The 13,108-nt window shown below is 38.5% G+C and carries 14 protein-coding genes; 13 read left to right on the top strand and 1 reads right to left on the bottom strand.

The features are described from left to right. The first annotated feature begins 47 nt into the window (after positions 1–47). From atpG to ACYFX0_RS17070, 5 genes are all read left to right on the top strand, one after another. Entirely contained in the window at positions 48–908 is an 861-nt protein-coding gene (gene atpG / locus ACYFX0_RS17090; RefSeq protein ID WP_000157703.1) for a F0F1 ATP synthase subunit gamma, read from the top strand. Positions 909–1,146: 238 nt separating this feature from the next. Then, positions 1,147–2,553, top strand: a complete 1,407-nt coding sequence (gene atpD / locus ACYFX0_RS17085) for a F0F1 ATP synthase subunit beta (RefSeq protein ID WP_001032597.1) — start codon at positions 1,147–1,149, stop codon at positions 2,551–2,553. A 20-nt stretch (positions 2,554–2,573) separates the two neighbouring features. Next, a complete protein-coding gene (gene atpC, locus ACYFX0_RS17080; protein WP_000847214.1) occupies positions 2,574–2,975 on the top strand; it encodes a F0F1 ATP synthase subunit epsilon in 402 nt (133 codons plus the stop codon). A 141-nt stretch (positions 2,976–3,116) separates the two neighbouring features. Next, positions 3,117–3,902 (top strand): DUF975 family protein, encoded by a 786-nt coding sequence (locus ACYFX0_RS17075; RefSeq protein WP_000578833.1) that lies wholly within the window; start codon positions 3,117–3,119, stop codon positions 3,900–3,902. A 44-nt stretch (positions 3,903–3,946) separates the two neighbouring features. Next, positions 3,947–4,591 carry a DUF975 family protein gene (locus ACYFX0_RS17070; RefSeq protein WP_000622481.1) on the top strand — a complete coding sequence of 215 codons (645 nt, stop codon included), beginning with the start codon at positions 3,947–3,949 and terminating at the stop codon, positions 4,589–4,591. Between the two features lie 23 nt (positions 4,592–4,614). Here ACYFX0_RS17070 and ACYFX0_RS17065 read toward each other — a convergent pair whose 3' ends face one another. Next, a complete protein-coding gene (locus ACYFX0_RS17065) occupies positions 4,615–7,344 on the bottom strand; it encodes a putative bifunctional diguanylate cyclase/phosphodiesterase (RefSeq protein ID WP_247727660.1) in 2,730 nt (909 codons plus the stop codon). A 254-nt stretch (positions 7,345–7,598) separates the two neighbouring features. Between ACYFX0_RS17065 and nuoA the strand changes: the two genes are divergently transcribed. The 8 genes from nuoA to nuoK are packed head-to-tail and all read left to right on the top strand — an operon-like array spanning position 7,599 to position 13,085. Next, positions 7,599–7,967, top strand: coding sequence for an NADH-quinone oxidoreductase subunit NuoA (gene nuoA, locus ACYFX0_RS17060; RefSeq protein ID WP_000179273.1), 369 nt, complete (start codon positions 7,599–7,601; stop codon positions 7,965–7,967). After that, a complete protein-coding gene (nuoB, locus tag ACYFX0_RS17055) occupies positions 7,958–8,476 on the top strand; it encodes an NADH-quinone oxidoreductase subunit NuoB (protein ID WP_000236331.1) in 519 nt (172 codons plus the stop codon). Before nuoA ends, nuoB begins: the two co-directional genes overlap by 10 nt. Then, the gene (locus ACYFX0_RS17050) at positions 8,473–9,708 is read left to right on the top strand and encodes an NADH-quinone oxidoreductase subunit C (RefSeq protein ID WP_460271008.1); all 1,236 of its coding nucleotides are present in this window, start codon (positions 8,473–8,475) and stop codon (positions 9,706–9,708) included. Before nuoB ends, ACYFX0_RS17050 begins: the two co-directional genes overlap by 4 nt. 2 nt (positions 9,709–9,710) lie before the next feature. Further along, positions 9,711–10,811, top strand: a complete 1,101-nt coding sequence (gene nuoD / locus ACYFX0_RS17045) for an NADH-quinone oxidoreductase subunit NuoD (protein WP_460271006.1) — start codon at positions 9,711–9,713, stop codon at positions 10,809–10,811. Further along, the gene (gene nuoH, locus ACYFX0_RS17040) at positions 10,811–11,812 is read left to right on the top strand and encodes an NADH-quinone oxidoreductase subunit NuoH (RefSeq protein WP_000573426.1); all 1,002 of its coding nucleotides are present in this window, start codon (positions 10,811–10,813) and stop codon (positions 11,810–11,812) included. Before nuoD ends, nuoH begins: the two co-directional genes overlap by 1 nt. A 25-nt stretch (positions 11,813–11,837) precedes the next feature. After that, on the top strand, positions 11,838–12,257 hold the full coding sequence (nuoI, locus tag ACYFX0_RS17035; RefSeq protein WP_000677191.1) for an NADH-quinone oxidoreductase subunit NuoI: 420 nt from the start codon (positions 11,838–11,840) through the stop codon (positions 12,255–12,257). Continuing rightward, positions 12,254–12,778 (top strand): NADH-quinone oxidoreductase subunit J, encoded by a 525-nt coding sequence (locus ACYFX0_RS17030; protein ID WP_001012810.1) that lies wholly within the window; start codon positions 12,254–12,256, stop codon positions 12,776–12,778. The genes nuoI and ACYFX0_RS17030 overlap by 4 nt, the downstream gene beginning before the upstream one ends. Continuing rightward, positions 12,771–13,085: an NADH-quinone oxidoreductase subunit NuoK gene (gene nuoK, locus ACYFX0_RS17025; RefSeq protein WP_000100079.1), complete on the top strand. Its 315-nt coding sequence runs from the start codon at positions 12,771–12,773 to the stop codon at positions 13,083–13,085. Before ACYFX0_RS17030 ends, nuoK begins: the two co-directional genes overlap by 8 nt. Positions 13,086–13,108: the final 23 nt, after the last annotated feature.

The raw sequence follows: 13,108 nt of genomic DNA, 5'->3' as shown, positions 1-13,108 counted from the left end.
ATTCTTACTAATCGTGCCAACTTCCGGAAAAAAGGTGGTGAAAACCTGTGGCATCTTTACGCGATATAAAAGCGAAGATTACCTCGACAAAGAAAACGAGTCAAATTACGAAAGCGATGGAGATGGTATCTGCATCTAAGTTAAACCGTGCAGAACAAAATGCTAAATCTTTCGTTCCGTATATGGAAAAGATTCAAGAAGTAGTAGCGAGCATTGCGCAAGGAAGTAAAGGAATTAATCATCCGATGCTAAATGCGCGTCCTGTAAAGCGTACAGGATACATCGTTATTACATCTGATCGCGGACTAGCAGGTGGTTATAACAGTAACGTATTACGTACAGTGAGTAACGTAATTCGTGAACGTCATAATATGGATTCAAACCAATATTCAATTATTGTGCTTGGACGACTAGGACGTGATTATTTAAAACGTCGCGGCTTTAACATCATTGATGAAGTAGTTGGATTATCTGACCACCCATCATTTACTGATATTAAAGATCTTGCTTCTCGAGCAATTGCGATGTTTGCAGATGGTGCTTATGATGAGCTGTATATTTACTACAACCATTACGTAAGTAAAATTTCACAAGAAGTAACGGAAAATAAAATTTTACCGCTTACTGATGTGGCGTCTGATAAACCGACGACAGCTTATGAATTCGAACCTTCTGAAGAAGAGATTTTAAAAGTACTATTGCCACAATACGCAGAAAGCTTAGTGTACGGTGCATTACTAGATGGTAAAGCAAGTGAGCACGCAGCGCGTATGACAGCAATGAAGAGTGCTACAGACAACGCAATGGAAGTTATCGATTCACTTACACTTTCATTCAACCGTGCGCGTCAGGCAGCGATTACGCAAGAAATTACGGAAATCGTTGGTGGAGCAGCAGCGTTAGAATAGTATTAAAAAGCGTAGGCGGTTCGTTCAGAATGAGAGGGAGATGGAGCTTTTGACGTAGAGGCGATTTGTGCCTCGTAGGAAAAAGCGAAGCCACCGAACATTCTAACCGCCGGAGCTAGATTCAATAAAAGGCGGAAGCGGCTCTTTCAAAAGAGTGCGTAAGCTAAACTAATAAAAAATTAAAAGCCAACTTCTCTTAGAAAGCTGGCTAATTAAAAGAAAGCTAGGAGGGAACCCGATGAATAAAGGGCGCGTTACGCAAATCATGGGTCCGGTTGTAGACGTTAAGTTTGATGGCGGAAAGCTACCAGAAATCTACAACGCCCTTACGGTAAAACAAAGCAACGAAAACGGAAGCATGAACTTAACATTTGAAGTTGCACTTCATTTAGGTGATGATACAGTTCGTACAGTTGCGATGTCTTCCACAGATGGACTTGTTCGTGGCACAGAAGTAGAAGATACTGGTAAAGCAATTTCTGTACCAGTTGGTGATGTAACACTTGGACGTGTATTCAACGTATTAGGTGATGCAATTGACTTAGATGGTGAACTTCCTGCGGATGTACACCGTGATCCAATTCACCGTCAAGCACCTGCATTCGAAGAATTATCTACTAAAGTAGAAATTCTTGAAACTGGTATTAAAGTAGTAGACTTACTTGCTCCTTACATTAAGGGTGGTAAGATCGGCCTATTCGGTGGTGCCGGTGTAGGTAAAACAGTATTAATTCAGGAATTAATTAACAACATCGCACAAGAGCACGGTGGTATCTCTGTATTCGCTGGTGTAGGTGAGCGTACTCGTGAGGGTAATGACTTATACCACGAAATGAGCGATTCTGGCGTAATCAAGAAAACTGCGATGGTATTCGGACAAATGAACGAGCCACCTGGAGCACGTCAACGTGTTGCATTAACAGGTTTAACAATGGCTGAGCATTTCCGTGATGAGCAAGGACAAGACGTACTTCTGTTCATCGATAACATCTTCCGTTTCACTCAAGCGGGTTCTGAAGTATCTGCCCTTCTTGGTCGTATGCCATCTGCGGTAGGTTACCAACCAACACTTGCAACAGAAATGGGTCAATTACAAGAGCGTATTACATCTACAAATAAAGGGTCTATCACGTCTATCCAAGCGGTATATGTACCAGCCGATGACTATACTGACCCAGCACCAGCTACAACGTTCGCTCACTTAGATGCAACAACAAACTTAGAGCGTCGTTTAACACAAATGGGTATTTACCCAGCCGTAGATCCATTAGCATCTACATCTCGTGCACTGTCTCCAGAAATCGTAGGAGAAGAACATTATGAAGTAGCTCGTCAAGTACAACAAACTTTACAACGTTATAAAGAACTTCAAGATATCATCGCTATCTTAGGTATGGATGAGTTATCTGAAGAAGATAAGTTAGTTGTACATCGTGCTCGTCGTATTCAATTCTTCTTATCTCAAAACTTCCACGTAGCTGAGCAGTTTACAGGTCAAAAAGGTTCTTACGTACCTGTAAAAAATACAGTTAGTGGTTTCAAAGAAATTCTAGAAGGAAAATATGATGACCTTCCAGAAGATGCATTCCGCTTAGTAGGTGGCATTGAAGAAGTTATTGAAAACGCGAAGAAAATGATGGCGTAAGGCCTTAGGAGGGACGAAGTATGAAGACATTTCCAGTCAGTATTGTAACTCCTGATGGACCGGTTTACGAAAAAGAAGTAGAAATGGTAAGTGTAAAAGCAGAGAGTGGGGAAATGGGGATCTTACCAGGTCACATTCCAACTGTTGCACCATTAAAAATTAGTGCAGTTCGTCTGAAAAATGGTGGACACACTGATTATGTAGCAGTAAGCGGTGGCTTTATCGAAGTTCGTCCAGATAAAGTGACTGTATTATCATCATCTGCTGAAGAAGCAAACCATATCGATATCCATCGTGCAAATGAAGCGAAGCGTCGCGCTGAGCAACGTATGCAAGATAAACAAGCACATGTTGACTTTAAACGTGCAGAAATGGCCTTGCAACGTGCCGTGAACCGTTTAAACGTTTCTGATATGAAGTAAAAAAAATCCGTAAGGGCCCTTGCCTTTACGGATTTTTTTTTGTGTATTTTATGGAGAATTTTACAAAACTGGTATAATTATATTGATGCTTGTATAAGTAGAAGTGTACAACAATTTATATTTTATGAAGGGGATGAATCAATGATTGGTGAAATGAAACGAGAAGCATTGTACTCTTTAAAGGGAAAATGGGGACTAGGTGTTGGGTCAACAATTTTATATTTTATTTTAAGTTATGTCGTTTCGATGGCTGCAATGCTTATACTATTAATTCCAGGAATTATTATATTTCTCTCAGTTGTAAGTTTAACTGGATCATTTGAAGAGGAAACGATGTCAATTGGAGCAGGTATTACCTTTGGGATTTTTTATTGCATTATGATAATTTTGAGTAACGCATCGTATGGGATTACATCATATGGCTATACAAATGTATTTTTACAGATTAGTAAACGAGAAGATGCTAAAGTAGATCACTTATTTGAAGGATTTCGCGGTTTTAAAAGAATGATGAAAACAATGTGGGCAATGCTTGCAATTTTGTTATATACAGGTACATGGATTCCGATGCTGTTAATAGGCTTATTTGCATTGTTAGGTGAAGAAGGGAATACGTCATTTGCAATAGCTTTCTTCGTACTATTAGCGATTTCAATTGTTGGTATGATTGTGATGTATTTTTCTTATGCGCTGACGTACTATGTAATGATTGAAAATCCAGAATATAGTGTTTCGCAGGCGATGAAGGAATGTAAGAATCTTATGAAGGGGCATAAGTTAGATTTGTTTCTTTTATGGCTGAGCTTCATAGGATGGGCTATTTTAGCGCTTCTTACTTTTGGAATAGGCTTTCTTTGGCTTAGTCCGTATATGAGTACAACGACAGCACACTTTTATCGCTACATCTCAAAAGGTGAATTGCAATAGAAACATGCTATACTAATAGAATTATTGTGTATAGGAGGCTAAATATGATTAGTGATCTAAAAGGAGAAGCACTAGATTCATTAGAAGGGAAATGGGGATTAGCAGTCGGAGCCACATTACTTATTTCTGTTCTAATGATCACTTTTAACTTTATTGTTGATTTTTCGTTTACACAAATTTTGGGTTGGGAAGATATGAAAAACTCCATGATAGTAGATATTATTACAACTTTTATGGTAGGTCCATTAACGTTAGGTGGCTATTATTTAGCGCTACATATAATTCGAGAAAAAGACGCGCGTATTGGGCATATATTTAGATGGTTTACAGCAGGAAGTAAGTTTATAAAGTCATTTTTATTATATATAGTAGTGAACATTTATATTTTCTTATGGTTTTTACTATTTATTATTCCAGGCATCATTAAATCATTCTCTTATGCGATGACGTACTTTATAATAAATGATCATCCTGAGTATTCCATAAATCAAGCTATTACAGAAAGCCGTCGTATGATGGATGGGCATAAGATGGAGTATTTCATTTTATGTTTAAGTTTTATCGGTTGGTTTATATTGAGTTGTATTACGTTAGGGATTGGATTCTTATGGTTAATTCCATATTTCTACACAACATCTGCGGCTTTTTACGAAGAAATCGCAGAAGAATATTATGAGAAAAAAATTTAGCACTATAAAACCCCCAGTATGAATTATTTGTTCATACTGGGGGTTTTTTGTAGAAACTTTATAAATTGATTACTAGTAAGTGGTTTACTGAAATAGTAACCTTGCATATATTTACAGTTATGTTTTTGCAGAAACTTAAGCTGTTTTTCGGTTTCAATTCCTTCGGCAACGACTGAAAGATTTAAAGTATTTGCGAGGGAAAGGATTGTAGAAACGATGGCTCGTTCTTCAGGACGATGATCGGCTAATTGTGTGAATTCTCTCGGTACTTTTAATGTGTCGATTGGAAAAATTGATAAATAAGCAAGAGAAGAATACCCAGTACCGAAGTCATCAATGGAAGTTTGGATACCGTATTCTTTTAATTGCTTCAGTCTTAATAACGTTTCTTTCTCGTCAATCATTGCAATTCTTTCTGTTAACTCAAGTGTGACATATTTTGGGTCGACGCTTACGTTGTTTAATATTTGTGAAATGTTTTCGATTAATTGATCTTGCCGGAACTCTTTTGCGGATAAATTAACACTTATTTTTAAATTTTGGTAGCCAAGGATATGCCATATTTTTAATTGGAGACAAGCTTCTTGTAATACCCAATGTCCAAGTGGGACTACTTGTGGCGTCTCTTCTACAATTGGAATAAACTCACATGGTGAAATATCACCTAATAGTGGGTGTTTCCAACGTATTAAAGCTTCAGCGCCGATGATTTTATTTGTTGTCGTATCAATTTGTGGTTGATAGACGAGATAAAATTCTTTGTTTACTAAAGCAATTGGCAGATCTTTTTCAATTCGAGCTTTTCGTTCCATTTTTTTATATAGTTCTTTCGTGTAAAGAGAGCTACCGTTTTTTCCTTTATTTTTTGCTTCGTACATGGCCATATCAGCATGCTGCAAAATGGATAGCGGATCTTCACCTGCTTCAGGATATATTGCAATTCCGATACTCGGTGAGATTTGTAAATGTTGATTTTCGATTTCAAATGGCTCATTCATGGCCGCTACAATTATATCAGCCATTTTTTGGACATCTGGCTTTTTTTTGTAATTTTCGATAAGGATTGTGAACTCATCTCCAGCTAGCCGCGCGAGTTTCATATTTGATGTTGATATTCTTTCGAGCCTTTTTGCTACTGCGATGAGCAATAGGTCTCCTACTCGATGACCGAGGGTATCATTAATAACTTTAAAACGGTCTAGGTCGAGAAACATAACAGCAAAAGGCTTTTTCGATATTTTTGCTCGTGCAATTGCCTGTTCCAAATGTTGATGAAATGCACGACGATTTGCAAGCTCTGTTAAAGTATCATGGTATGCTAGAAAATTAATCTGTTCTTGCTGTTGTTTGCTTTCCGTAATATCTTTAATCATTAAATAAACCCCAGAAATTTTCTCTTTTAAAAAGATGGGTACGGCGGTAACGTGCAAGTAGTAAATATCTCTGTTTTTATGATACGCCCGTATTTCTAAAGAGATAGAATGTCCCTTTTTTACACGATGAAAGGAATTAATCATTTCTTCTAAATCTTCTTCGTATATGAGTGAATAGTAAGGCTGGTTTAATAATTCATTCGTTTGATAACCGAGTAAAGTAGTACCAGCGTTATTTACTTTGAGAAAATTGCCGTATAAATCTAATGTGAAGATTGGATCTGGATGATGCTCGTATAAAGATTTAAACATTTGTTGATTATGATAGAGTTCATTTTTCTGTTCTACTAAATCTTCTGTACGTAGTTTAATTTGTTTCTCGAGTTCTGAGTTGAATTGCATTTGAGCTAGCAATAATATTTTATTTTGTTTTCGAACTAAACTATGACGTATGAGAACGAAAGAGAAAGTTATTATAAGACCAATTACTATAATAGGCGCAAAGACGTATTCAACTAATATAAAAAGAATAAGTGTTACTACTGAAATATAAGGCAATGATAATCGGATTGATTCACCAATTTTAGGTGTTAGTAGTACTTGCTCTTGTTTTTCAGGTTCTTTTGTATGGAGAATACAGGCGATTGCTACTAGTACTAAGGTTACTTGATAGAAAGGAGTAACTGTAAACATAGAATACTCTGGTATGAAGTATTTTATATAAGCATAAATCGCATCTGTAGTAGCATATAAAATTAAAGCACTGCTAAGAAGCGCACCAACCTTTTTAGGTAATAAGGATAGTGGTTTGAATAAAAGATTGATTCCTATTAAGAGAAAGAGTAAATCAACCATTGGATAGGTAAGTTGAACAAATATGTCGATATAGGATGTTGTAAAAACGTGAATGGTTCGTTCAATAAGTAAGTAGTAACTTAAAGTAAATTGGGCTGTAACGATAATACAAATATCACATAGCATAAAAAGTTTTTCTAATAAATCTCGGTTATAAATGATTTCGTATAGAAAGGCAAATGCAAAAGTAACTAAAAAAAGTAAGTAAAAAAAGTCAGATGGATCAACGAACGTATAGAAGTCCTTTACAATTAAACGCTGATAGGCAACGACTATATCACCGATAAAATAAGAGAGAGCTCCAACAGATAATATAATCCAAAATAAACGAGATAGCCCTTCTTTCATGTTTGAAAAGTAAAGTATATAACTACAAGCGATAATATCAATTAATAGGGTACTCATTCCGATTAATAGCTGAAAAGGAAATGAATATTCATATAGAAAAGGCATCGCTACGTAGTGAATCGTTATAGACAGCAATACAATGCTTATAAGAATACTTACATGTGTTTGTTTTTTCATTTATATCACCTACGGTTTCTTGAAAAGCGTATATAAGTTTTATATTTATTTTGCACAGTTATAGCGAGTTGTAAAAATAGATTTTAATAATTCTTTTTTCTGTCTCCCAACATATCGACATAGGAATTTGAAGTTTGCTATAATGATTAGAATAGTTGCATTATTTAGAAAAATTTAAAAATAATAATTACTGCAACTAGGACATATTGTTTACTATGTGAACTTGTTCTTAATTTAGGGGGGAGGGTTTCACAATGGCAAGTGTATATGAAAATAGTTATATGATCGTTTTGATTTTCTTGCTATTAGGTATATTGCTGCCGGTAGTGGCTCTTACATTAGGAAGGATGCTGCGCCCAAATAAGCCAAGTGCAGCAAAGGCGACGACGTATGAGAGTGGAATTGAGCCGTTTCATGATGCAAATATTCGGTTTCATGCTCGTTATTATATTTTCGCTTTATTGTTTGTGATCTTTGATGTAGAAACTTTATTTTTATATCCTTGGGCTGTTGCGTATGACAAGCTAGGTTTATTTGCATTAATTGAAATGCTCATCTTTGTTGTAATGTTGCTAGTTGGATTAGCGTATGCTTGGAAAAAGAAGGTGTTACAATGGTTATAAATTTTGAGGAATTACATCCAAATGAGCGAGCAGAATTAGAACGAAATATCTTTTTTTCTACATTGGAGCAGTTGAAGGGATGGGCGAGGAGCAATTCTTTATGGCCGATGACATTCGGACTGGCGTGCTGTGCAATTGAAATGATGGGAGTAGGCTCATCACATTACGATTTAGATCGATTTGGGTCATTTTTTCGGACTTCACCAAGACAATCGGACGTCATGATTGTATCGGGAACAGTAACGAAGAAGATGGCTCCTATTGTTCGGCGCTTATATGATCAAATGCCCGAACCGAAATGGGTTATTGCGATGGGATCTTGTGCGACAGCAGGTGGTCCGTATGTAAATTCATATGCTGTTGTGAAAGGTGTAGACCAAATCGTACCAGTTGATGTGTATATTCCTGGTTGTCCCCCAAATCCGGCTGCTTTAATTTATGGAATTAATAAATTAAAAGAAAAAATTCGTTACGAAGCAAAGACCGGGAAGCAGGTGACGAATAAATGAGTAATCCAAACAAAGACTTAGAGGATCTGAAAAAAGAAGCAGCTAGGCGTGCAAAAGAAGAAGCGAGAAAACGCCTTGTAGCGAAACACGAGGTGGAAATAAGTGAGCTTGAGGCAGAAAATCAAGAAAAAGAGAAAGCGCTACCAAAAAATAATGATATTACTATAGAAGAAGCAAAACGACGTGCAGCAGCGGCTGCAAAAGCAAAAGCGGCGGCGTTAGCGAAGCAGAAAAGAGAAGGAACAGAAGAAGTAACGGAAGAAGAAAAAGCGAAGGCAAAGGCAGCAGCAAAAGCAAAAGCGGCGGCGTTAGCGAAGCAGAAAAGAGAAGGAACAGAAGAGGTAACGGAAGAAGAAAAAGCGAAAGCAAAGGCAAAGGCAGCGGCAGCTACAAAAGCAAAAGCGGCGGCGTTAGCGAAGCAGAAAAGAGAAGGAACAGAAGAAGTAACGGAAGAAGAAAAAGCGAAAGCGAAGGCAAAGGCAGCGGCGGCAGCAAAAGCAAAAGCAAAAGCGGCGGCGTTAGCGAAGCAGAAAAGAGAAGGAACAGAAGAAGTAACGGAAGAAGAAAAAGCGAAAGCAAAAGCAAAAGCGGCAGCATTAGCGAAGCAGAAAGCTTCGCAAGGTGATGGGGATTCGGGAGATGAAAAGGCAAAGGCAATTGCAGCAGCAAAAGCGAAAGCAGCAGCGGCTGCAAGAGCGAAGACAAAGGGAGCTGAAGGTAAGAAAGAGGATGAGCCGAAGCGGGAAGAAACGTCCGTAAATCAGCCGTACTTAAATCAGTATGTTGAGGCTATTAGGGAGAAGGTAGGAGAGGGTGCATTAGTAGATTCCTACATTAATAAACTGTCAAAGGATGTGCCGACTCTTGTGGTGGATCCCGAAAAATATTATGAAGTGATGGAGTCACTGCGATTCCATGAAGGACTTGCTTTTGATTATATGTCAGAGCTACATGCGACGGATTTTGTGACACATATGGAAGTATATGTTCATTTGTTTTCATATGGTAAGAAACAATTGGTAGCGGTGAAGGTAAAGCTAGACCGGGAAGAACCGCAAGTTGAATCTGTGACAGCGCTTTGGAAAGGGGCTGACTGGCCGGAGCGAGAAGCATACGATTTGCTCGGCATTGTATTTAAAGGGCATCCGAATTTAACGCGTATTTTAATGCCAGATGATTGGGTAGGACATCCGCTTAGAAAAGACTATGAACCGTATGATGTGGAGGTGTAGCTATGATCCGTACGGAAGAGATGCTTTTGAATGTAGGACCTCAGCATCCGAGTACACATGGTGTGTTCAGGCTCGTAATTAAGATTGACGGGGAAATTATTAGAGAAGCTACACCGGTTATTGGGTATTTGCATCGCGGGACGGAAAAAATCGCTGAGAGCTTACAGTATACGCAAATTATCCCTTATACAGATCGAATGGACTATTTATCAGCCATGACGAATAATTACGTCATTTGCCATGCTGTAGAGACGATGATGGGGCTTGAAATTCCGGAGCGTGCCGAATACTTGCGAGTACTTGCGATGGAGCTAGGGAGAATTGCAAGCCATCTCGTTTGGTGGGGGACGAATCTTCTTGATATAGGAGCGATCAGCCCGTTTTTGTACGCTTTTCGTGAACGAGAGATGATTATAAATTTATTAAATGAATTATGCGGGGCACGGCTTACTTTTAACTATATGAGAGTTGGCGGTGTGAAGTGGGATGCGCCAGATGGTTGGATTGAAAAGGTGGAAGAGTTTGTTCCGTATATGAGAGAGCAATTGGCAGGTTATCATGATCTTGTTAGCGGTAATGAGATTTTCTTAAATCGTGTGAAAGGCGTTGGTATATATAGCGCGGAAGAAGCAATCTCGTATTCTTTAAGCGGAGCAAATTTGCGGTGCACTGGAGTAAACTGGGATCTTCGCAAAGATGAGCCGTATTCGATTTATGATCGTTTTGATTTTGATATTCCTGTTGGAAGCGTGGGAGATGCTTGGGATCGCTACATTTGCCGAATGCAAGAAATCGAGGAGTCTTTAAAGATTGTTGAGCAAGCAGTTCAGCAGTTCCCAAAAGATGGAGCAGTGCTGGCAAAAGTACCGAAAATTATTAAGGCACCTAAGGGAGAAGCGTTTGTACGTATCGAATCGCCGCGCGGAGAGATTGGTTGTTATATCGCTAGTGACGGAAAGAAAGAGCCGTACCGTTTGAAGTTTCGTAGGCCATCTTTTTATAACTTGCAAATTTTACCGAAGTTATTGAAAGGTGAAAACATCGCTAATTTAATTACGATTTTAGGTGGAGTTGATATTGTACTTGGGGAGGTTGATGGCTAATGATTGAGACGCTCTTACAATCACCTTCAAGCTGGACGAATTTCTTCATTTTTTTCGGATTAGCGGTGCTTCTACTATTTGCAGTCCTTGGCTTCGTTACATATGGAATTTTGGCAGAACGGAAAGTGATGGGATTTATGCAAGGGCGGATTGGACCAAACCAGGTTGGAGGCCGATTCGGTTTACTGCAAACGGTAGCTGATGTTTTAAAACTATTATTGAAAGAAGATAGTATTCCGAAAGCAGCAGATAAACCACTGTTTATATTAGCACCTGTCATTGCATTTGCGCCAGCATTTATGGTGCTGGCAGTTATACCGTTCACTGATAAATTTCAATTTGCCGATATTGGAGTCGGGCTACTTTATTATATCGCTGTTTCCGGTATTACGACGATAGGTGTTGTAACTGGGGGATGGGCATCGAATAATAAATATTCCCTTTTAGGGGGGATGCGTGCGGCGGCGCAAATGATTTCTTATGAGATTCCGCTCGTAATGAGTGTAATTGGTATCGTTTTGTTAGCTGGTAGCCTGAATTTAAATGAGATTGTAGCGGCGCAGGAGAAGGTTTGGTACATTTTCGTGCAGCCAATTGGCTTCGTCGTTTTCTTAATTGCAGCAGTTGCAGAGTTAAATCGGACGCCATTCGATTTGCCAGAAGCGGAGTCAGAACTTGTTTCTGGATATCATACGGAATACTCAGGTTTTCGCTGGGCGTTTTTCATGCTTTCAGAGTACGTATATTTCTTCGGGATGGCATCGTTAATTACAGTGCTCTTTTTAGGCGGATGGAATCCAGTCATGTTTCTTGGATTTATCCCAGGTGCCGTATGGTTTGCTTTGAAATTTAGCAGTGTAGTCTTTCTATTAATTTGGTTCCGCGTTACGTTCCCGCGTATAAGAGGTGACCAGTTAATGGAGTTTGGATGGAAAGTATTATTGCCGATTGCACTTGCAAATATTTTCTTAACGGCATTGATTAAGGAGTTATTCTTCTAATCTATGAGGGGGGTGCCAGTAAGAGATGAAGGGACTATTTAAAGGATTAAAATATACATTAAGTAATTTGAGCAAGAAGAAGGTAACGTATGATTATCCAAATCAACCGTTGCCGTTGCCAGACCGTTTTCGGGGGATTCAAAAATTCTATCCGGAGAAATGTATTGTTTGTAATCAATGCTCTAACATTTGTCCGACAGACTGTATTCAGTTAACAGGAAAGAAACATCCGGATCCTACGAAAAAAGGAAAAATTATCGACACGTATGATATTAATTTTGAAATTTGTATTCTTTGTGATTTATGTACAGAAGTTTGTCCGACAGAGGCGATTGTCATGACAAATAACTTTGAGCTCGCGGAATATTCACGTGATGACTTATTTAAAAATTTGCAGTGGCTTGACGAAAACGACGAAAACGTCAGGAAGGAGAATAAGGCATGAATGGCGAGTTTGTAGCATTCTTTATACTATCCTTGTCTGCAATTATCGGCGGTGTTCTTATGTTGAACTTAACGAAAGTTATGCACATGATGCTAGCTCTCGTTCTAACATTTCTCAGCATTGCAGGTTTGTATTTTCTTTTATCAGCCGAATTTATAGGCGTTGCACAAATTTTACTTTACTCTGGTGCAATCACAATTATTATGATTTTCGGCATTATGTTAACGAAACATAACGCGGAAAATGAATCGCGTCTTACTCTTCGAAAATGGATTATCTTCTTTGCGGTTGTAGCATTTGGAGCGGTTATGTATTTCGCTGTTAATAATATTGATTTTGCAAATGAGAGCACACAAGGAAGTTTACCTCTCCATGAAAACAACACACTTCAAATCGGTACGCTTCTCTATTCAAAATATATTATCCCATTTGAACTAACTTCAGTTATTTTACTTGTAGCACTCGTTGGCGCGATTATACTTGCGAAAAAGGACGAGAAAGAGGAGGATTCCAATGAGTAGCGTTCCGGCTTCTGCATATTTAACACTTGCGATTATTTTGTTTTGCATCGGCCTATTTGGAGCTTTAACAAAGCGGAATACAGTAATCGTATTAGTTTGTATCGAATTAATGCTAAATGCTGCCAATTTAAACTTAGTGGCTTTTAGTAAATTAGGCTTATTTCCGAATTTAACAGGTCAAATTTTCTCACTGTTTACGATGGCTGTAGCGGCAGCGGAAGCGGCGGTAGGACTCGCTATTTTAATTGCTTTATATCGTAATCGTACGACAGTTCAGGTGGATGAAATGGATACGCTCAAAGGATAGCATTGTGACCGAAAAAGGGGGAA

Source organism: Bacillus sp. NEAU-Y102, from assembly GCF_054788175.1.
The sequence above is the reverse complement of the archived record's forward strand: the minus strand, read 5'-3'. Positions and strand labels throughout refer to the sequence as shown.